General features: G+C 42.3%; 17 protein-coding genes and 1 pseudogene. 4 read left to right on the top strand and 14 right to left on the bottom strand.

All coding sequences use genetic code 11. The features are described 5' to 3' along the window. Positions 1-135: 135 nt before the first annotated feature. From DW059_RS04725 to DW059_RS04695, 7 genes and pseudogenes are all read right to left on the bottom strand, one after another. Entirely contained in the window at positions 136-822 is a 687-nt protein-coding gene (locus DW059_RS04725) for a GTP pyrophosphokinase (protein ID WP_117697983.1), read from the bottom strand. 228 nt (positions 823-1,050) lie between these two features. Beyond that, positions 1,051-2,112 carry a PTS transporter subunit IIC gene (locus DW059_RS04720; RefSeq protein ID WP_117697982.1) on the bottom strand — a complete coding sequence of 354 codons (1,062 nt, stop codon included), beginning with the start codon at positions 2,110-2,112 and terminating at the stop codon, positions 1,051-1,053. An 87-nt stretch (positions 2,113-2,199) separates the two neighbouring features. Further along, positions 2,200-2,715: a transcription repressor NadR gene (locus DW059_RS04715; RefSeq protein ID WP_022242312.1), complete on the bottom strand. Its 516-nt coding sequence runs from the start codon at positions 2,713-2,715 to the stop codon at positions 2,200-2,202. A 24-nt stretch (positions 2,716-2,739) separates the two neighbouring features. Beyond that, positions 2,740-3,006 carry a hypothetical protein gene (locus DW059_RS04710; RefSeq protein WP_022242313.1) on the bottom strand — a complete coding sequence of 89 codons (267 nt, stop codon included), beginning with the start codon at positions 3,004-3,006 and terminating at the stop codon, positions 2,740-2,742. 3 nt (positions 3,007-3,009) lie between these two features. Beyond that, positions 3,010-3,783, bottom strand: a complete 774-nt coding sequence (locus DW059_RS04705) for a TrmH family RNA methyltransferase (protein ID WP_117697981.1) — start codon at positions 3,781-3,783, stop codon at positions 3,010-3,012. A 9-nt stretch (positions 3,784-3,792) separates the two neighbouring features. Then, positions 3,793-4,767 (bottom strand): 6-phosphofructokinase, encoded by a 975-nt coding sequence (gene pfkA, locus DW059_RS04700; protein ID WP_117697980.1) that lies wholly within the window; start codon positions 4,765-4,767, stop codon positions 3,793-3,795. Positions 4,768-4,855: 88 nt separating this feature from the next. Then, a pseudogene (locus tag DW059_RS04695) lies at positions 4,856-8,316 on the bottom strand (DNA polymerase III subunit alpha). Positions 8,317-8,785: 469 nt separating this feature from the next. On the opposite strand from DW059_RS04695, the gene DW059_RS04685 reads away from it, so the two are divergent. Then, positions 8,786-9,643 carry a patatin-like phospholipase family protein gene (locus DW059_RS04685; protein WP_022242317.1) on the top strand — a complete coding sequence of 286 codons (858 nt, stop codon included), beginning with the start codon at positions 8,786-8,788 and terminating at the stop codon, positions 9,641-9,643. On the opposite strand, the gene DW059_RS04680 is transcribed toward DW059_RS04685, so the two are convergent. After that, a complete protein-coding gene (locus DW059_RS04680) occupies positions 9,640-12,462 on the bottom strand; it encodes a hypothetical protein (protein ID WP_117697978.1) in 2,823 nt (940 codons plus the stop codon). The genes DW059_RS04685 and DW059_RS04680 overlap by 4 nt on opposite strands. 206 nt (positions 12,463-12,668) lie before the next feature. Between DW059_RS04680 and DW059_RS04675 the strand changes: the two genes are divergently transcribed. Then, positions 12,669-13,412, top strand: coding sequence for a LytR/AlgR family response regulator transcription factor (locus tag DW059_RS04675; RefSeq protein WP_117697977.1), 744 nt, complete (start codon positions 12,669-12,671; stop codon positions 13,410-13,412). Next, the gene (locus tag DW059_RS04670) at positions 13,409-14,728 is read left to right on the top strand and encodes an ATP-binding protein (protein ID WP_117697976.1); all 1,320 of its coding nucleotides are present in this window, start codon (positions 13,409-13,411) and stop codon (positions 14,726-14,728) included. The genes DW059_RS04675 and DW059_RS04670 overlap by 4 nt, the downstream gene beginning before the upstream one ends. A gap of 213 nt (positions 14,729-14,941) precedes the next feature. On the opposite strand, the gene DW059_RS04665 is transcribed toward DW059_RS04670, so the two are convergent. From DW059_RS04665 to DW059_RS04640, 6 genes are all read right to left on the bottom strand, one after another. Then, the gene (locus DW059_RS04665) at positions 14,942-16,441 is read right to left on the bottom strand and encodes a radical SAM protein (protein ID WP_022242699.1); all 1,500 of its coding nucleotides are present in this window, start codon (positions 16,439-16,441) and stop codon (positions 14,942-14,944) included. A 157-nt stretch (positions 16,442-16,598) separates the two neighbouring features. Beyond that, positions 16,599-17,504, bottom strand: a complete 906-nt coding sequence (locus DW059_RS04660) for a hypothetical protein (RefSeq protein WP_117697975.1) — start codon at positions 17,502-17,504, stop codon at positions 16,599-16,601. A gap of 120 nt (positions 17,505-17,624) precedes the next feature. Further along, a complete protein-coding gene (locus DW059_RS04655; RefSeq protein WP_242986118.1) occupies positions 17,625-18,173 on the bottom strand; it encodes a GDSL-type esterase/lipase family protein in 549 nt (182 codons plus the stop codon). Beyond that, a complete protein-coding gene (locus DW059_RS04650) occupies positions 18,152-18,505 on the bottom strand; it encodes a hypothetical protein (RefSeq protein WP_117697973.1) in 354 nt (117 codons plus the stop codon). Before DW059_RS04650 ends, DW059_RS04655 begins: the two co-directional genes overlap by 22 nt. A 12-nt stretch (positions 18,506-18,517) precedes the next feature. Beyond that, positions 18,518-19,933 carry an MBOAT family O-acyltransferase gene (locus DW059_RS04645; protein WP_117697972.1) on the bottom strand — a complete coding sequence of 472 codons (1,416 nt, stop codon included), beginning with the start codon at positions 19,931-19,933 and terminating at the stop codon, positions 18,518-18,520. 105 nt (positions 19,934-20,038) lie between these two features. Next, a complete protein-coding gene (locus DW059_RS04640; protein ID WP_022242703.1) occupies positions 20,039-21,364 on the bottom strand; it encodes an MATE family efflux transporter in 1,326 nt (441 codons plus the stop codon). A 78-nt stretch (positions 21,365-21,442) separates the two neighbouring features. Between DW059_RS04640 and DW059_RS04635 the strand changes: the two genes are divergently transcribed. After that, a complete protein-coding gene (locus tag DW059_RS04635) occupies positions 21,443-22,255 on the top strand; it encodes a MerR family transcriptional regulator (protein ID WP_117697971.1) in 813 nt (270 codons plus the stop codon). Positions 22,256-22,299: the final 44 nt, after the last annotated feature.

Below are 22,299 nucleotides of genomic sequence, written 5' to 3'. Positions count from 1 at the left end.
AAGCCACTTGCAACTACGAGAAACACGCTTTGCGAGTTTCTCGAGTTATCGCGGTGCTCGCCAAATCTGCACGCAAGCATGCGATTTTTCTCGCTACTCGCGTAAAAAAGAAGCTGCCGGTTTTGGCAGCTTCTTTTATTTTTCTTTATCCGCTCTATTTTTTTCTTCCCGCAATAGCTCTGCTTCCTGTGCTGCCTTAGCCTCTAGAATTGCTTCGTTCAAGGATAACATCTTTGCATCCAGCATAGAAACAATTTCTGCACACTCCCGCAAATCTTTACTGATATATTCCGGTGCATTTCCTTCGAATTTGTAATATATCTTATGTTCAAGACTCGCCCAGAAATCCATTGCAATGGTCCGTATCTGAATCTCAACCTTTGTATCCACTACACGGTCTGATAAAAAAATCGGCACCGTAACCAACATATGATAACTCTTATAGCCGCTTTCCTTCGGATGCCTGATATAATCCTTTACCGATACCACGGTAAGGTCATTCTGTTTTCCAATCATCTCTGCCATACGATAAATATCAGAGGTAAAGGAACATACAATACGGATTCCTGCAATATCATTTACATAATTGACCATATTATCAATGGTACTCTCGTAACCATATCGTTTCAGCTTCTTTACGATACTCTCCGGCGTCTTAATCCGCCGCTTTATATATTCTATCGGATTGTACTGATGTACATGCTGAAATTCATCATTTAATATTTCAAGCTTGGTTCCAACTTCTTTTAATGCAGAATTATAAAGAAAGATTATGGTATTCCAACCATCTACACCTTCTGTCACTTCAATTGGTGATTCCATTTTCTACTCCTCCATGCATCTACTGCGGAAAATAACCTTTTTATATTTCCGGAATTTTCCTCGTAAGTTATAATATATGCAATAACAATCTAACTTTAGTATAGCACATCTTTGTATAATATGTTTGTTATTAGTTAAATTTTTATCAATTTTTAATAATTATGCACAAGAGGTATTGTTTTTGTTTTCTTATGGTATAACTTTTATCTATATTTTCTTAAATCTTTCTTATAAATCGAGCTTCAAATCATTTTCTTTGATCCAGCCAATCTTACGGAAGAACAGACCGAATGCCCAGGTTAAAACACCCGGTAAGATAAAGCATACTAACAGCATTCCAATCCAGTCCATTGGTGTAATGGCTGCCTTGGTGCCGGATGCAATATCATTAATCCAGCCGGTATAAATACCAATCTGACCAACCAGTCCACAGGTTCCCATTCCGGATGCTACAGCTGCACCGTTCATCTGAAGATGGAATACACAGGTTGCTATTGGGCCTGTTATGGCGGAGCTTAAAATTGCCGGAAGCCAGATTCTTGGATTCCGCACGATATTTCCCATCTGTAACATGGAAGTTCCGATTCCCTGTGCGAAAAGTCCACCCCATTTATTTTCCCGGAAGCTCAGTACTGCAAAACCTACCATGTTGGCACAGCATCCTGCTACTGCAGCTCCTCCTGCCAGTCCGGTCAGTCCCAAAGCTGCACAGATTGCAGCACTGCTGATTGGCAGCGTCAGTGCGATACCTACAATTACAGAGACTAAAATTCCCATAAAGAACGGCTGCAATTCGGTTGCCCACATAATGGCATTTCCTACTGCACTGGCTGCGGCTCCGATTGCCGGTGCCCACCAAATGGATAAGCCTGCTCCGATGAAAATGGTTACAAACGGAGTAACGATAATATCAATTTTGGTTTCTTTGGATACTGCTTTACCGAATTCGGCTGCAAAGATGGTGACAATCAATACTGCCAGCGGTCCGCCTGCTCCACCCAGGGTATTTGCGGCCACACCGACGGCTGCCAGTGAAAAAAGCACCAGTGGCGGACACTGCAAAGCAAAACCAATGGAGATTGCCATTGCCGGACCGGTTGCTGCTTTGGCATATCCACCGATGTCCACCAGAAGCTGGATGCCAGCCTGCTCACCAATTGTACTGATAATTGTTCCAATTAAAAGAGAAGCAAAAAGACCTTGTGCCATTGCACCTAAGGCATCAATGCCATATCTTTTTGCTGAGATAATAATATTTTTGCGTTTTAAGAACGCTTTTATCTTTTCCATTTTTCTTCCTCCTTGACCTTAACTGTCTTGTCAGTTGTCTTGTCAGTCAAGGAGTAGTTTACCATATCGAGAAAAAAAGTCAAGCTGTTATCTTGCGTAGCCTTTTTCCCGTAATTTTTCTTCTATGATGTCAAGTAATTGTTCTGAATCTGCTTCTACGGTATGAAAGTGTTTATTTCCGGTCAGTGTCTTAAGCGGCTTTGCCTTGCTCTTTGCAACCTTTGCAATAAATTCGTCCACATCCTGACGGCTTTTTAAAATCAGATCCACCGTTATCTGTCCGTAAATATCATGCTCGATTACGACATCTAAGACTTTCCCACCGAAATCCACGATGGTATAAAGCTCATCCTGTGTCTGTTCATCACTGTGGCTTACTGCAATGGTTCTTCTTGCTTTCTGTGTCTCTTCCGAAGGGTCATAAAGCACATAGCCTTTGTTGGTGCTTAAAATATTCTTATTTACTGCACGAAGCAATGCAATATCCTGTACAATCACCTGACGGCTGACTCCTAATTCTTTTGCCAATTCTGTTCCGGACAAAGGTTTTCCCTTCTCCCCCAGCATCTTAATGATGGTATCCCGGCGCATCTGCCCTTCCATTTTCTTTCCTCCTGACACAGTTACTTAATCCTCTTCAATCACATGAATTTCCAAAAAATCAAATTCAATTTCTTCCACAAAATTATCCTGATAAAACCTGGTCTTTGCATGCCGCTTAAATTCATCCACATTGCGGTCTAACCAGATTGGTTTTCCCAAATCAAAGGTATAGCACACCTCATCTAATGCCCGGAACACCTTATGGGTTCTGGTATCCCCGGAGTCATCACAGATGGTGGTATCCTTTAACATATGATTGTCTTTAAATTCTTTTGCCCATAACCGGAACATCCCTTACCTCCTCTGGCGTGCTGCCTCATACATCAGCAGTGTTGCCGCAATTGCTGCATTCAGTGATTCTACTTTTCCTGCCATTGGAATGTGGATATAGGTATCTGCCATTCTGGCAATCTCATCCGATAATCCATTTCCTTCATTTCCAATTAAAAAGCCTGTGGGTTCTTTATAATCCGGCTCCTCATAAGAAACACTGCCCTGCAGATGGGCACTGTAAAGCTTTATTTTCCGGGACTTTAACTGCATCAATATATCCTGCATGTTTTCCGTCACGAAAAATGGCACGCGAAAGATACTGCCCATAGTGGAGCGGATGGTCTTTGGATTAAAAACATCTACAGTGGTGCGATTCATGATAATTCCGCTGATTCCCGCTCCCTCTCCGGTTCGGAACATCGTGCCTAAATTGCCCGGATCCTGAATACTTTCAAGAATCAGAAGATGGGCATTTTCCCTTGGTATTACTTCTTCTAAGGTATAATCCGGCATTTTCACAAGACAAAGGATTCCCTGCGGTGTCTTGGTATCGGACACACTTTCAAACACATGATTGGCAAGTACTTCATAATTTTTCCCCTGCAGAACTTTTACATGGGATTCCTCTTCCATGAAATGCTCGGAAACATAAATTCTATCAAGCCAGCCTTCCGGGATTTCCCGGAACATACGGATTCCTTCCACAACAAAAAGCCTCTGTTCATTACGAACTTTGGCTTTTTTTACTAACTGAATTAAATTTTTTACCTGCGGATTTGCTGTACTGGTAATCATAATAACATCCTATCTGGAAAGATTTCTACAGATTTCATACTGATATTCCGGAATGGATTTGGTCATTGCCAGTGCCTCGTCAATATCATAATCTACGAATTCACCATTTTTATATGCTACAAGACGGTTGGATTTGCCTTCGCACAGCAAATCTACGGCAATGCATCCCATGGTAGATGCATAAACACGGTCTTTACAGGTCGGGCTTCCACCACGCTGCATGTGTCCTAAGATGGTCGCTCTGGTTTCAACTCCGGTTGCTGCTTCAATTCTCTTTGCCATGCTTGCGGAATGACCGATACCTTCTGCATTTACAATAATATGATGCTGCTTTCCACGTTTTCTGTTCTCTATAATATTATTTACAAGCTTCTGCTCGTCATAATCATATTTCTCCGGAAGCAGGATATCCTCTGCTCCATTGGCAATACCACACCACAGTGCAATGTAGCCTGCGCCTCTGCCCATTACTTCAATGATGGAGCAGCGCTCATGGGAGGTTGAGGTATCACGTACCTTATCAATGGCTTCCATGGCAGTATTTACTGCGGTATCAAAACCGATGGTATAATCGGTACAGGAAATATCAAGGTCAATGGTTCCCGGTAATCCGATGGTGTTGATTCCAAGTGCTGCCAGCTTCTGTGCGCCCTTAAAGGAACCGTCTCCACCGATTACAATAATTCCATCAATGCCATGTTTTCTGCAGATTTCAGCACCCTTCTGCTGTCCTTCCGGTGTTACGAATTCCAGACAACGTGCAGTCTGTAAAATTGTTCCACCTCTCTGGATAATGTCTGCTACATCTTTTGCTTCCATATCAATAATCTCTTCCTGCAAAAGACCTGCATAACCTCTCTTAATTCCTTTTACTTTCTTTCCCTTTGCAATAGCTTCCCTTACTACCGCACGGATAGCAGCGTTCATGCCCGGAGCATCCCCGCCACTGGTTAAAACACCAATTGTCTGAATTTCTTTTGACATTCCCTGTTACCTCCTATATGTAAACACTTCTCTTTGTTCTTTATCCAATCATTTTTATTCTAATCCTTAAACTGTGGTTTTGCAATGGCTACAACGACTTTTCTACAACTTTTACATTATCATTGCCTAAGAAATTCCCAAGATCTTCTAAAAGCTCTTTTGTAATTGCAACATTTCTGTTTTCCGGCAGACGCTTCATCTGTTTTTCTGCTGCAAGATAAATAACGACATGCTCTGAGCCATCGGCATCCATCATTTTTTCATAAAGAGTACCTTCTTTTTCTTCGAAATCGCTCTTACTTGGGAACTGCAGCCACAACTCCCGTTTCACTTCATCAAAGGAAATGATTTTCTCACAAATAAGCTTGCCGTTGCGGTCTTCTTCTGCAGTTACACGGCCTTCCACAAATACTTTGGCATCATTTTCAAGATATTTTGCATAACGCTCATAATCCTTCGGGAAAATGATGATTTCCACTGTTCCCACCAGATCTTCTAACGTAATAAATGCCATTGCCTTATTATTCTTGGTATACTTGATGACTTTATCGGTAATCATTCCACCGATACACACCTTTGCGCCATCCGATACCTTAAGGGTTCCGGTCTCTTCATCCAGTACAAAGTCTGTAGTAACGGCATTGGTATTCTTCTTTAAACGCTCCATATATTCTTCCAGCGGATGTCCGCTGATATATATGCCCAGAACTTCCTTTTCAAAGCCAAGAAGCACTTCTTTGTCATACTCTTCTACATCCGGAAGCTTGATTTCATACTCTGCCTTGTCCTCTTCCGGTGCAATATCAAAAAGTGTCATCTGACCAGCCATTGTGGTCTTCTTTTCCTGATTCAGTGCATCCAAAAGAGAACCGTATATCATCATCTTCTGACGGCGGTTTCCTTCCAGTCCGTCTAAGGCTCCCGCTTTGATAAAGTTTTCTATGGTCCGTTTATTCACTTCTCTTCCGGAAAGTCTTGTAATAAAATCCTTTAACGTGGTAAACGGCCCACGGATTTTACGCTCCTCCACAATGGCATCAATCACCGGTCTTCCGATACTCTTAATGGCAGAAAGTCCATAGCGGATTGCCTGACCGGATACGGAGAAACCACCCTCGCCTTCATTGATATCCGGCGGCAGAATTGCGATTCCCATCTGGCGGCAGGTGTAGATATATTCTGAGACTTTGGAAGTATTGTCTAAGACTGATGTCATTAACGCTGCCATAAACTCTACCGGATAATAGTATTTCAAATATGCGGTCTGATATGCAACCACTGCATAAGCTGCCGCATGGGATTTATTAAATGCGTATTTGGCAAAGTCAATCATGTTATCATAAATCTTGTTTGCCACTTTCTCATCGATTCCTCTTGCAATACAGCCCGGAACATTTTCTTCCGGATTACCATAGACAAAGTTCTTCCGCTCCTGCTCCATTACCTTGCCTTTTTTCTTAGACATAGCACGGCGCACCAGGTCAGATCTGCCCCATGTATAACCGGCGAGGTCACGTACAATCTGCATAACCTGTTCCTGATATACGATACAGCCATAGGTCGGCGCCAGAATCGGCTCCAATTCCGGGCAGTCATAGGTAATGCTTTCCGGGTGGTCTTTTCCCTTGATATAAGCCGGAATAAAGTCCATTGGACCCGGACGGTAAAGAGAAATACCTGCGATAACATCCTCTAAGCTCTGCGGCTTCAACTCTTTCATGAAGTTCTTCATTCCGGCACTTTCCAACTGGAAGACACCATCGGTTTTGCCGGTTCCAAGAGAGTCTAGCACTTTCTTATCGTTATAATCAATGGCATTCATATCAATTTTTTTACCGCTGCTCTTTTCTGCAAGACGGACTGCATTCTGGATTACAGTCAGTGTCCGGAGTCCTAAGAAATCCATTTTCAGAAGTCCTAATTCTTCAATGGTAGTCATGGTAAACTGTGTGGTTATGGTGCCATCGGATGCTCTTGACAACGGAACATATTCATCCATTGGTTTCTGGCTGATTACCACGCCTGCTGCATGCATGGACGTATGCCTCGGCAGACCTTCTAATCTTCTTGACATATCGATAAGTTTCTTTACTGACTCGTCGGATTCATACATGCCCCGAAGCTCTGGGTTCATCAACAGTGCCTTATCAATGGTAATTCCCAGTTCATTTGGAATTGCTTGGCAATCGTATCCACAAAATTATAAGGCAAATCCATGACACGTCCCACATCACGGATTACTCCACGGGCTGCCAGCGTACCAAAGGTTACAATCTGTGTCACACAGTCCTTGCCATATTTTTCTACCACATAATCAATAACTTCCTGTCTTCGTTCAAAGCAGAAGTCCACATCAATATCGGGCATAGATACACGTTCCGGATTTAAGAAACGCTCAAAAATCAGATTGTAACGAACCGGGTCAATATCTGTAATTCCGGTGGTGTAAGAAACAAGGCTTCCTGCGGCACTGCCTCGTCCCGGTCCCACCATAATATCATGCTCTCTCGCATAATGGATAAAGTCCCACACAATCAGGAAATAGTCCACATATCCCATATTTTTAATAACGGCAAGCTCGTCATCTAATTTCTGTAAATATTTTGGTGCATCGGCTCCATACCGCTTATCCAGTCCTTCATGACACAATTTATTTAAATAAGTCCAGGAATCATAGCCTTCCGGCACCTCAAAATGCGGCACCTTGGTATGTCCGAATTCAATTTCCACATGACAGCGGTCTGCAATCTTCTGGGTATTTTCCAGTGCCTGCAGTGCATATGGAAAAAGTAATTTCATTTCCTCTTCGGATTTGACATAATACTGTCCGCCTTCATAGCGCATTCTGTCTTCGTCCGCTAATTTCTTTCCGGTCTGAAGACAGAGCAGGATGTCATGAGGCTCTGCATCCTCTGCATTGGTATAATGCACATCATTGGTTGCCACCAGCTCAATTCCGGTCTCCTGACTCATGCGGAGAAGCTGCTGGTTTACCAGCTTCTGCTCCGGGATTCCATGATCCTGCAGCTCTAAAAAGAAATTGCCTTTTCCAAAACAGCGTTCATAGCGGTAAGCTACTTCTTTTGCTTCTTCATACATTCCACGTACCAGATTACGCTGTACTTCACCTGCCAGACAGGCACTTAGGGCAATGATTCCCTCATGGTATTTTTCTAACACTTCCATGTCCACACGCGGCTTATAATAGTATCCCTCCACAAAGCCTTTGGATACAATTTTCATCAGATTGCTATAGCCTGTGTTATTCTCTGCCAGAAGCACAAGATGATAGTATCTGTCCTCTCCATGTACCATCTCGCGGTCTAATCTGGAGCCGGGAGCCACATAGACTTCACAGCCAAGAACCGGGTTAATTCCCGCATCCCTGGCTGCCTTATAGAAATCAATGACACCATACATAACACCATGGTCGGTAATCGCCCCTGCTGTCATGCCAAGTGCCTTGATTTTCTCCACATATTCTTTTATTTTATTTGAACCGTCTAACAGACTGTATTCTGTATGTACATGTAAATGGGCAAATGCCATTCCCGTTTCCTCTCTTCCGCTGTTTCTATTCTTCGCCTTTTATCACTGTCTCATATTATAACGTTTTTTGCGGAAGGTTTCAACGACCGGAAGGAGATTCTGTGTGGATTATTCCGGGGAAATTATATCAATTTGCGGCATTCGTGCTGCTCCCCATATATTAACGAAATTGTTTAGAGACTCTTAGAATTTCTCACCAAAACTGGCAATGCTGGCACATGGACGTGCCAGCAAGGCACAGATGAACATGGATGTGAATTTGTGCCGGTTGCCGGAACTTTTTTTATATTTCATGAAATTCTTAGAGACTCTTAACAATGCAGTGACATATGGGGAGCAGCCCGAATGCCGCAAACTCTTATATTTTCCCGGAATATACATACAATAAAAAATGTATTTTGACATTCTTCTTCAATGTGCTAAACTATATGTGAAAAAATTAACGAAGTATATCTCAAGAGGTGATATCATGGAAAAGTCTGGATTGATTGTAGAAGGCGGCGGTATGAAATGCGCTTACAGTGCCGGAATTCTGGATGCCTTCTTAGACGACAATGTTACATTTGATTATTGTATGGGGGTATCTGCCGGTGCGGCAAATACTGCTTCTTACCTTGCCGGGCAACGTGGCCGTAATCTGCGTTTCTATATAGAGCATGTAAAAGACCCCCGCTACATCAGTATCAAAAATCTGATTAAAACCGGTTCTCTCTTCGGGCTTCAATATATTTACGGAACCTTAACCAATTCCACAGGAAACGACCCGCTGGATTATGATGCCTTAGCAGCAAATCCAAGTGAATTTCATTTTCCGGCAACCAATGCTGCCACCGGAAAGGCAGAATATTTTTCCAAAGAAGATTTAGGCCGTGATGATTACCGCGGCATTATGGCAACCTGTGCCCTTCCGGGCTTCTGCAAACCGATTTCTTTTCACGGCAATTATTACTATGATGGCGGTGTTGCAGATTCCATTCCGGTTGAACGTGCCATTGCAGATGGCTGCGACAAGGTAGTAATTATCTACTGCCGTCCACTTGGCTATGTCAAGCAGCCGGAGAGTTACCGTTTTCTTTACAAAAAGATGTTACGGAAATTTCCAAATACGATTACTGCAATTGATAACAGACACTTAAATTACCGGCACTCGGTAGAAGTTGCTGCAAAATTACAAAAAGAAGGACGGGCATTTCTCTTTGCACCGTCCCATCAGGTTAAGATTGGCACTTTTACCACTGACCCAAAAATCATGCAGGAGCTTTATGATTTAGGAATCAGTGATTATAAAGCACAAAAGGATGCGCTGCGTGCCTTCTTAAACAATTAACAATATTTCTTTCTGCCAGCAGCTGCCACAACCATCAATCCAGCTGCGGAAAACATCAGAAGCAGTATTCTTCCAACCGGTGTTTCATCACCAGTTTTTATGGTTGCAGTCTTCTGTGTTGTTCCCGTCAGGGCTGCCGTATTGGAACCGGTTGCATCAGAGCTGCTTCTATTTGAAGTTCCCGCTACTGTGCCGGAACCGTTCGTTCCAGTGCTGCCTGTAGTTCCATTACTGCCTGTGGTTTCACCTGGATTGGAACCGTTTCCAGTGGAAGGGGCTTCCTTTACGGCAACTGTCACCTTTGTAGATGCAGAAGCCAGATAGTTCCCTGTCTCTGCATACCGTACGAAATAGTCACCTGCTGCAAGCTGGCTTATCTTTGTACCATCTGTAACCTTGATCCAATGAATTTCATCTGTGCTGTATTCCATTGCAGTAGTCAGGTTTTCAATGGCTCCATCACTTGCACCTGTTTTACTGGTATTTACAGCCTTCAATCCTGTTGGTGCCGCCTGACCTGCCTTCCCTATCGTAAACTGCAGATGTGCTGCTTCATGATACACTCCAATACCTGTTATTGTTACCTCTGCATTTCCTGCATTTTTGTTATCCGAATAAGCAACGGTATAATCCGTATCCTTTGTCAGTGTCTGTCCGTCATATACCACAAGTACTTCCGGTTCCTTTGCTGTTCCATCATAAGTATAGGTCGTTGGATTCAATGTTGCCGATAAATCTGCATCTGTCATCTTGCGATAACGAAGCTCCACATTCTGGGCAATCTGACCATCTGCATCCACAATGGTATTTCTGTAATCAGCATCTGCAGGATTTCTCTTCCTATTTGCAATAGAATAATCTTTTGGCAGGAATCCCCGGATTGTTCCGAGACTTTCTTCCAGAGCAACGTTGGCATAATTCGAAATGCCCTGACTCACATTCTTTAATACCATCTTTGAATCTTCATCCATTGTAAGCTTCTCTAACCAGCACCGTCCAGAACCGTCATTTCCGGATACTGTAACTTCACTTCCCTCAAGCTTTACTCCACTGTTCGTCATCCACTGTAAATCAGTCAGTGCTGCTTTTGCATTTTTAAAGGTCAGTTCCTTTGTAAGTCCGACACCGCCATTGGTAATCTTTCCCTTATAATTACCATTTGCAATGGTAAGATTGTTTCCTGAGGAAATCGTATCCAGAATCAATGTATGTCCGTTCAGGTCAAGGGTTACGGCTTTACTGTCTCCGATTGCTGCGGTTCTTCCATTTCCATAAATATCTTTCACAAATTTGATGGTATCTCCATCTTCCAGGTATCTGAAATCATTACGTGCTCCGGTTCCACCGAAGTCTCCATTCAGCATTCTCTTAGTCGTTCCATCCGTTCCAATCAGCTCTGCATATTCTATGTCATATTCTCCACAGACCATACATCTGCCGGAATCTCCTGCTAAAATCGGATGTTCACAGTTATCTGCATCATATGTCTCGCCGGTTGCCATTATCTGTACCCAGTTTTCCCCGCCATCGCTATATTTTACGATATCATTCTGCGTCTGCAATGTTCCTCCCAGAAGTGGCGGAGTATCGGTAGCAGCACTTCCGGTTCTGGATATGGAAAGCTCACCGCCTGCTGCATTCATTAAAATGTTGCTTCCCCCTATTACAGAATGCCCTTCTGCTCCCAGAAGTGTAATGTAATTTCGTGCCTGAAGGTCTGCATCCCCTGCAATTGCTGCATTGTTCGCACTCTTCATGGATATTCTATTTGCATTTATCTTTGCATTTCCTTCGATTATGGCAGCATCTCCATTTGCCTGCAGCATAACAACTAATGAAGGTGCCGTAATCTCTGTACTTCCGGTTGATACCGCTCCCCCTTCACTGGTTATCTCAACACCATATCCATTTTCTGCATTGACAGCGAGATTTCCTTTTACCGCAGTCTTCTTTGCGCGGATTGTTACATCTTTTACTGTTTCTAATTCAAGATTGCCTTCTGCTATTGTTTCACCCACAAGAACTATCCTGCCACTCGAACTGTTCGAATTACTGTTTCCATTGGATGACAGGAAAGTATCTGTTGCTTTAAAAAATGCCTCTGTTACATTTATATTATTTCCATTTACCAGATCAAACGAATTCAGGGAACCAGTCTTTTTCAGGCTGATTTCTCCGTTCTGCTCATCCGTTGCCTCTATCAGATACTTCACCGCTCCACCTGATAAATAGATGTCCAACTGATCCGCCTCAAGCTTAACTGAACCGGCAGAGATAAATGCATCACCAGTAACATCGTCTGCATCTAAAGTTATCTTCCCGGCGGTTTTTAAGTCCACCAGAGAAAGTCCCTTTATAAGAGCATTTCCACCCCTTCCAGAAAATTTAATATCTCCGGTATATTCATCCGTCTTAAGTACTGCATCTGCAGTTCCTGTAACCAATGTTTCCGTATCATTACAATTTGTCAGATAAAAGTTACCATCCCCTTTCAATGTCAGGGTTCCATTTTCAATCTTTAAGATTTCTGTTGAACTTCCTCCGTTCGAATATATTCTTACAATTCCTTTTACTTCCATTATACCTGCACTATAATAGATATATGCTTCCGGAAGAGCCGCCGGGTCACATTCACTCATGGTTCCACTCCCTCTGCTTCCTCCGAATGCATAGTATTTGCCCTCTTCCAGTTCAGTTCCGTTTATGGATACCTTCAGTCCCTCTGCATGTACCGGCATTACTTCCTGCATTCCGGTAAATACAGTCATAAGCAGCAGTAACACTGCCAAGATTCCACATGTTTTCTTTTTTAATTTCATAAGTTACCTCCCAAATTTATTTTTCTCTTACGAAATATTTTTCAAAATGAATTTGTATACCAATTTCCTTTATACCATTCTTTTTGAAGGCTTGTCAATCGGGGTGGGATGAAAAGCACTTTAGTGGGATGAAAGATTCGTCTTTTTTCGACAGGTATGCTATAATAATGCCTGAAAAGCCATGAAATCGAAAGGAGGCTATCTTATTGCGGTTTGCGATTGTTGATGACAATATAGAAGAAATACATATGACAGAGCTGCTCATCCAGGACTGGTGCGGCAGCCATAACATGACGGTCTGCTGTGATACCTTTACCGAAGGAGATGCTTTTTTGTTGTCTGCCGCCTCGAATTCCTATGATTTTGTGCTATTCGATATTTATCTTAAGGAAGCAAACGGGATTGACCTTGCGGTTTCTTTTCGAAAAATTTCACCGAAGACACCGATTGTCTTTCTGACCTCCAGCTCGGAATATCATGTGGAAGCTTTGCATGTCCACGCTTTCGACTATCTACAAAAACCGATTACCAAAGCTGCCATCCATCCGTTATTAGATGACCTTCTGGCTGTCCGTCCTGTTTTGGATTCCCATTTATTTCTGACCGTAAATACCAACAAGACGAAGCTTCCGATTCTTTATTCGGACATTCAATATATTATTTCAGATTCAAACTATCTTATTATTCATACCAGCGAAGAAATCCGCTGCCGTATGCTGTTTCGGGATGTTACCCGCACACTTTCGGAGGATGAACGTTTTTTGACCATTAACCGTGGTGTTATGGTAAATCTGGACTATGTTTCTTCCATGGACGGAGCAGTCTGCATGATGAATGATGGAGCATCCTTTTCCATGAACAAAAAGCAGTCTAATACCCTTCAGCAGACTTATATTACCTGGCAATTTACCCAACGCACAAAGTCACTTTTACACGGAGGTCTGTCATGAATCCTTTTACTGTTCTGATTGCCGCAGCCCATTACGGAGTTATTTTCCCGGGTATTTTTATCTGCATCGTTCCGGTTGCTGACTGGATATCAATTCCCCTGCGGAAACTCTTTTCTGTTCTGATTCCGGTTATGACTGCAATTTGTCTGATTTTAGGCTGCGTTGAATCCACCGGGAATTATGATGCAAATCTGTTCTTTTTCCCACTCCTGTCCGTATGCCTTATTGTATATTTTATTACGGTCCGCCTGAGTAATCTAAAGCTCTGGTATTTATTTTTATGTGCCACCGCAGCCCTTTCCTTTGGCTGCATTGCCAACGATTATATCATTGCTTATACCGTCCCTTCTTCCAATGTAGATGACAGCTCTGTTCCGGGACTGCTCTTACAATACGCCATCAGCTTTCTTATTATGTTCTTATTTATCGTCATAAAAGATAAGCTGAAATGGATTTTCGAAAATGTAAATCAGCCTTTATTCTGGTGGCTTACATGGATTATTCCTGCCATTATTACTTTTTGTAATATCTTTATGCTGCCTAAGGACTACAACAATATCCGTGTAGGCCGGGTATTTGTAATTGCCATGGTTATCGAGGTGGTTCTTTTTATCTTTTTTATAACCTTCCAGATTCTGCTTTATCTCATTGCCGTTACAACTGCACAGAAAATCAAAGCAGATACCACTTCGATTATGTACCGCGCCCAGGCAAGCCAGTATGTCAAGCTTCAGAATTATCTCGATCAGTCCCGTCAGGAGCGGCATGATTTCAAACATACCATTGCAGTTATGCAGGAGCTGGCCCAATCCAGGCAATATGAAGAATTAAAAAATTATATGGCTGACTACCAGCTGGAAACCGGAAGACATTCCATGCAGTATCTTTTCTGCCAAAACATGGCTGTGAATGCAGTTATCAGTTACTATGCTTCCCTTGCAGAATCCTGCCATATCAAAATGGATTTTAAGGTTATTGTTCCCCGGAAGATTTCTATTTCTGATGTAGACTTAAGCCTGCTTTTCGGCAATCTTTTGGAAAATGCCATCCATGCCTGCTGTCAAGTTCCGGTGGAAAATAGATATATCCACCTCAGTTCTGACCTTAACAGTCCGGGCACCATATATATCACAATGGTAAACAGCTTCAATGGAATTGTAAAAAAGATGAACGGGCAGTTTCTGTCTACAACAGAAAGCGGCAGCGGTATTGGACTTCTTTCTATCCAAACCACTGCCGAACGTTATCATGGTTCTACCCGGTTTTATAATGAGGAAACGGAGTTTATTTCAAATATTATGCTGCGGTTATCTTAAGAGAAAACTATTTCATCATATGATTGTAATGGATTCCTGTTTCATTTGAGACCTCCCTGTTGCCGGATGTATCTATTTTACTGTATCAGGTATAAGACTTCAAGATGCTTTACTTATCTCTCGCGGACTTTCAAAAAAATAGGACTTAAATCATTCAAACCCTTGTTGTATAAGGTTTCTCTTGATTTAGTCCTATTTTATCATCTGATTTAATTACTGAAGATCCTCATCTCTTAATCCATCGGAACCATCCGCATGCTCAAATGCTGCAAGTTCCGGATGTTCTCTCTTTTCTTCCGTATAGTTCTCATAAGGTGCTTTCTTATGTTTCTGTTCTGCCCAGATACGGTCTGCAACCGGTCCCCACTCTTCTGCATAGTGATCACACTTAGAGCAAAGATGCTCAACAGTCTCTTCTGCCTCAGCGTTTGTTCCCTTCGCACCAGTCTTGTTTACCATTTCTCTTAAGAGCTTTGGATTCTCAAGCATCGGACATGGACGCAGGTGGTTTCTGTTAAATGGCTGTCCTTCATGATATGCCTTAAACAATGGACTCTGCAGCATCTCAAGGATTGACTTATCATGGATATTCGAATCCGAGAAATGGATAAATACGCACGGTTCTGCGTCTCCCTGTGCATTAATATGGAAGTAGTTACGTCCACCGGCAATACATCCGCCAACAAATTCTCCGTCATTCTGGAAGTCCATTGGGAAAAATCCGATATCATTGTCTCCGGTACGAACCCAGCGAATCTTCTTAATAATTTCTTCCCGCTGTTCCAATGTCGGCATCAGCTCCGGAGCTGCGTTCTGTCCTACCGGCATATAATGGAAGTAGAAACCGAAACGTGCGCCCTTATCAGCAATGAAACGTAAGAATTTCTCATCGGTAACAGCCTCAACATTGGCTCTGGTATAGCAGATAGAAGTTCCGAATATGATACCATATTGTTTCAACAGATCCATTGCCTTCATAACTGCTGCATAATGTCCGTCACCACGACGTCCATCATTTGTCTCAGGTGTTCCCTCAATGGAAAGAAGGAATGTAATATTTCCAAGTTCTACAATCTTCTTACATAACTCCTCATCAATCAGAGTAGAGTTGGAGAAAAGACCGAACATACAATCATTATGCTTCTCAGCAAGTTTTAAAATATCATTCTTACGAACAGTCGGTTCTCCACCTGTCATAAAGTAAAGATAAGTTCCAAGTTCCTTACCCTGTGTAACAATCTTATCCATATCCTCATAGGACATGTTATTCTTGTGGCCATATGTGCCGGACCAGCATCCTACACAATGCATATTACATGCGTCTGTCGGGTCAAAAAGAATCAGCCATGGAATATTACAGTTGTACTTCTCACGGTTTGCCCTGATTGTCTTTGTTCCACGGAAAAATGCTTCATATCCTAAATTCAGAAGGAATTTCTTAGCATAATTTGGATTTGTCTCATCCAGAACACGGTTTACAAACTTCACCCATCTGTTCTCCGGATTCTTTACATACTCTCTGACCTTATCCAATGTTGCCTTGTCTGCGCCATTTCCCCAGAAAGTCTCTGCCTTATCAATAAGTTCAAGGAATGTTTCCTGTCTTTTCGCGATATCATCTGTCTTAGTCAACTTACCTACGATGCTATTGGTCATTATCTCAAAAGCTTTTCTTTCTACTTTGTGCTGTGTGTTTTCAACGAATGAAGCCATGCTAACTTCCTCCCTCTTTTTTCTTCTATGTATTTTAACATTTATTAGTATAAGAAACAATGCGTTTTTTTGACATATACAATAGATTTTTTTTGTATGGTCAAGTTATACTTTTTCGACAATTTGTATATCTGACAGCACAAATTGTCCATTTTGTTTATAACTGCTCATCATAGACAAGTCCTTTGATATCGTCCTCGGCAAGTTTATGCTCCGCAACCTTTTTCTCTGCTTCACTCTTTAAAAGGCTGCTCTGGGTCTCCTTGTCTAATTTTGTATCAGTCTTCTTATCCTCTTTCTTGTCTGCATCCTTCTTATCCGTATCTTTCTCATTTTCTTTGATGGTCTCATCGATGTGGTCTACTGCTTCCCCAATCAGTCCTAATGTTGCTTCATCGGATGCATTGTCTAATATTTCTTCCGCTTCCTTCTGGCTGTCTATCATATCATGATGCTTTAACCGTTCCGTATGTACTGCCCGGAGGTATCCGTTATCCTCGGCTCTTTCCTTTCCAAGGTCTTTTATCTTGCTTCTGTATTCTGACTCCATTTTATAGTAGTCCATGGACTCTTTCTGATAGTCTGTCATTCCGCCTTTCTGTAATTCTGAGACATGCTCTAATTCTTCTTTGGAAAGCATGCTTCTTCCTTCTGCTGTACTGGCTTTCTTTAAAAGGTCAAGGTCTGCCTCTTCCTGGCTGCCATCCGCTACCTGGTAACGTCCCTTTAATTCAGCTTCCTTATTCTGTAAGTCGCGGATTTCACTCTGATAATCTTTTATCTCGCTGTCAATTTCCTTAATGTGGGCACGCCGCTCGTCCATCTCTTCATCCACTGCGTGCTCACCGGAAAATGTATCCATAATCTTCTTTAATGCTTCTTTCTGGGCATTTGCCATCTTCTGTCCAATCAGATCTGTCTGATTCAGATTAAGACCGGCACCTTTTATTACATTGCTGTCATTCTTATTATCCTGCTTCTTATCATCTGACTTTGCACTTCCCTGTGTCCCGTCATTCTGATATAAGCTCTGTGTCCCAAAACTGGTATTGATTCCATTCATATACGCTTCCCTTGCCTTTCTGCAACGCTTATCCGGTTATCGGATATTTCTTTCACTGTTGTATACACTTTTATAAATAATACATCGGTTTTCCACTGCGTTTTCCTAAGAGTTTTGGTCTTATTTTTCCTTTACAATAGCTTTCGTCAGAATCCATTCTGCCCACTGGGCATAATATTTTCCTAGAGGATGGGCATCATCACTGGTATACTGGGCATCGAGGTTTCCTGCCCCATCATCAAAGATTTCATTCACATCAATATAATAGGTCTGCTTCTGGTCACATAAGGACTCCACCACGTCATTGAGCCAGTCAATATTGGCATTGTTATAAAGGCTGTCCGAATCGGATTTTGCCTTGGAAACATGAAGACTCGCCTCTAAGAATAAAATGGCATCCGGCTGCATTTCCCGTATTTTCTCTACCACTTCACGATATTGCTTTTCTATGCTTGCATGTGGATATCCCAGTTCATTGATACCTAGCATCAGATAAATCTTTCCGTAATTTTTCCGGCTTAACACTTCATCCAAAGTTTCTTTTCCATAGCCCGGCATATCCACCTCTGTTTCAAACAGCTTAAAGGAACTTAAGCCAATCGTTGCAAATACATCCGCATCCCCAAGGTCTGCATACTCCGATAATCCTACTGTTCTGGAATCTCCAATAAATAAAGCATCGGAAAAATAGCTGATATCCTCTGTTGTAAAGGTTCCCTCCTGCTCCGTATCTGCACCGTTTCATTATCCTTGGTACCTGTTTTATCTTCTGTATTTTCTGTACTATCAATATCTTCTTGTCCTGTACCGGCTTTATCTGTGCTGTTTTCTTCCGTTCCGGCAACTGCTTCCGCCGGCTCTTTTTCTGTGTCTGTCACCTGTGCCAGTTCTTCCTGCCTTGCCTTCTTCTCCTGCTCCGCAGTTACAAGCTTTACGGTAATCACCGGGAATGCAATCACAAATGTCAGCAGTAAAAGTATAGTAAATTTATATTTTTTCATCGTATTTCCTCACTAGAATCTGAAGTATAAGAATGGATCATCCATTCCAAGATACATACAATATACGCTCGCCCAGAATAATGCCAGCAGCAGTAAAATCACCCAGAGGCGGTTCTTATTCTTCTTAAGGAGCTTCTCCTGAACACCTGTTGCAAACAGGATACCAAGCACCAGATAAATGCCATAGGTCTTACCATATTTCAGATAATCTCCCTGAAACAATACCGTTCCGGTACTGCCAAAGAATGGGAATAATTTCTGTAAATAAATGCCAAGCTGGCTTAAATCCGTAATCACAAAGACCAGCCAGGAAAGTGGTATCCAGAGTATCATATAAATATGGCCAAGCGCCTTATGCCGCTCCAGCACTTTTCCAAGTCCGGCTTTTTCCACGAATAATAAGACAAAAAGCAAAAGTCCCCACAGTACAAAGTTCCAGCTTGCGCCATGCCAGAGCCCTGTCAGAAGCCATACCACAAACATATTGCGGACGGTCTTTGCAAAACCACCGCGGTTGCCGCCCAGCGGAATGTATACATATTCCCGGAACCAGCCACCCAGTGTCATATGCCAGCGGCGCCAGAAATCCGTCATGGACACTGCCATATACGGATTGTTAAAGTTCTGTGGAAAGTCAAAGCCCATCATCCGCCCCAGTCCGATTGCCATCAGGGAATACCCATAGAAGTCAAAATATAACTGCAGGCTGTATGCCACAATGCTCATCCATGCCAGCGGTGTGGAAATGCTCTCATAACCGATTGCTGTCACCTCTGTCCAAAGATGTCCCACCCGGTTTGCCAGCAATACTTTATAAGCAAGTCCCAGTGCAAATACCTTAAGTCCGGATTCCACCTTTACCATGGAATGTTTTCTCTTATGAAGCTGCTCCTGAATCAGATGGTAATTGACAATCGGTCCTGCAATTAACTGCGGGAACATGCATAGATACGTTCCCAGAGAAATCAACGATTTTTCCGCTTTTGTTTCCCTCCGGTACACGTCCACCAGATAGGAAATAATCTGGAACGTATAAAAGCTGATTCCAATTGGCAGAATCAGATTCCATGTTTCCAGTTGTACCTTAACGTGCATTGCACCAAAAAGGGCATTCAGATTCTCTATAAGAAAGCCCAGATATTTAAACAGAATGAGCCATCCTAAATCATAGACGATTCCAACCACAAGCCAGGCTTTCCTCGCCCGCTTCGTCTTCTGTGCCGCAATCAATTTTCCAGCCACGAAATTGACCACCACAGACATAATCATAAGTAAAAGATAACCCGGATTTCCCCTGACACCATAGTAATAAAAACCAAGGCTGGCAAGGAAAAGCCAGGCATTCTTATAAGAAGCCGGCAGGATATAATAAACCAGAAAAAATACCGGCATAAAATACATGATAAATGCTATGCTGCTAAAAACCATCTTTCGTATCCTCTCTTTACTATCTTAAAATGGTATTATCCATTCATTCTTTACCATTCATTATACTCTTTATAGATTAGACGTTCCAGATGAAAAAAAAGTTTCTTAAATTCCGTATTTCGATAAATTTCTTCTCTGACAGTAAAAAGAAAGTCCTGATGTCACAAATTCTGCCACCGGAACTGCCAGCCAGACTCCCTTTAATCCGATAATTTGCGGCAGAATCAGTAAAGAGGCCAGAATACAGACAAAGGTTCTGCTGAAGGATACCAGTGCAGATGTTTTTCCATCAGAAAGTGCCGTGAACAGCGAAGAGGTAAATACGTTATAGCCGCTGAAAAGATAGTTGATGCCAAACAATGCAAATCCCGTAACTGTCATTGCAAAGGTATGACTGCTTTCTGAGACAAATACTGATGTAATCGGCTTCGCCAGAAGAATCGATGCCACCGCCATAAAGCCAGAGGATATTTTTACAAACCGGTTACTGATATGGTAAACGTTACTTAATTTTTCACTGTTCTTTGCTCCGTACTGGAAGCTGATAACCGGTGCCACACCCATGGAAAATCCAAGATACAGCGCATTGAATAAAAACTGTCCGTATAAAATAATGGTAATTGCAGCTACCCCGTCTGCTCCAACCATACGCATCAGAATAATATTAAAAAGGTATGTAATTACTGCATTGGAAAGGTTCGTTACCATCTCGGAAGAACCGTTGGTGCAGGACTGCCACAATGCTTTTCCATCCCAATGGAAGCGGGTAAAATGAAGTCCTTTTCTTTTCACCAGGAAATAGATGACTCCCACTACCGCAGGAATCATCTGTCCGATGCCTGTTGCAATAGCTGCTCCGGCAATGCCAAGCTGCATTGGCCCCATAAAGACATAATCTAAGATTGCATTGGCTACACCTCCGGCAGTAATCAGTCCGAGTCCATATGCAGGTTTTCCTGCAGTCACAAAGAAGCACTGAAATAAACTCTGCAAAATACAGCACGGTCCAAAATACATCATATCAATAAGATATGTTTTCCCATTTTCGAATAAAGAGTCGTCTGCTCCTAATGCATATACAATCGGTTTATGAAAAAGTAATACAATAACCAGCAGCACCAGACTTACAGCAACTCCTACCACTGCAAGAAAAGTAAAGTTCTCACATGCTCCCTTTTCATCTCCCTCACCCATTTTTCTTGCTACCACTGCACTTCCACCGGTTGCTAACATAACGCCGATTGCAATGAGAATACAAATAACCGGCCATACAATATTGACTGCAGAAAGAGCGCTTTCTCCTACCAGTCTTGACACAAAGATTCCATCTATGATTGTATACAATGACATAAATACCATCATAATCATAGATGGCAATGCAAATTTCAATAAGGATAATGTTTTAAAGTTCTGATTTAATGAATTCGACATGATAACCTCCTTGTCTTATGAATCACTATTTGCTATCATAAACTATATGGTAACCATATAGTCAAGGAGATTTTTTTAATGAGTAGAAATGAATATCTGACCACCGGAGAAGTTGCCCGGATGATGGGCACTACAAAGAATACACTGTTTCACTACGACCAGCTTGGCATTTTTTCACCCGAAGCAAGAGGGGACAATGACTACCGCTACTACACCGTCCGCCAGATGGATGTGTTAGATGCCATTATCACGCTGCGGGAACTTGGCATGCCTCTGTCGGAAATTAAAGAATACATGGAACACCGAAGCCCGGAAAATTATGCCACACTTCTTACGAAAGAAAACGCTGTCATCGAACAGCAGATTCGTGCATTAAAAGAAAAGCAGAAGTGGATTCAAAGACAGCAGAAACGAATTAAAACCAGCCTGACTACAAATCCGGATATCATTGAAGAAGTCTCTCTGCCAGGATTTTATATTGCAGCACACCCTGTCAGTTCTTCCGATGATAAGACCATCTCCGTAAAAGTCAGTGAGCTTCTGAACTCCTATTATGAAAGCAAGGAAACTACCGGTTTTACAGTGCTTTATATCCAGATGGAGCGTGACCTTGCCCGGGGTGCCCACAATCTTTATCACGAGGTATGCCTTGCCATGCAGACCCCTCCCAAGAAAATGCCTTACCGGATTCTTCCGGCTTCTAAATGTCTCGCTGCCTATCACCTGGGAGACTGGGATGATATTTCACTCGCTTATGACAGGCTGCGCAGCTACATGAAGCAGCACCAGATTACTTCATCCGATGGCAGATTCTATGAAGAAGAATTGATTAACGCTACCATGACGGATAAACGAAGTGAATACCTTACCCGCATTATCGTCAGAATCTAAAAAGCAGCATTACTTTTTTATTTTCCTGTAATGCTGCTTATCTA

The sequence above is a fragment of the Roseburia sp. AF42-8 genome (genome assembly GCF_003435965.1).
GTDB lineage: Bacteria > Bacillota > Clostridia > Lachnospirales > Lachnospiraceae > Roseburia_C > Roseburia_C amylophila.
This window is presented reverse-complemented; position numbering and strand designations above follow the sequence as displayed.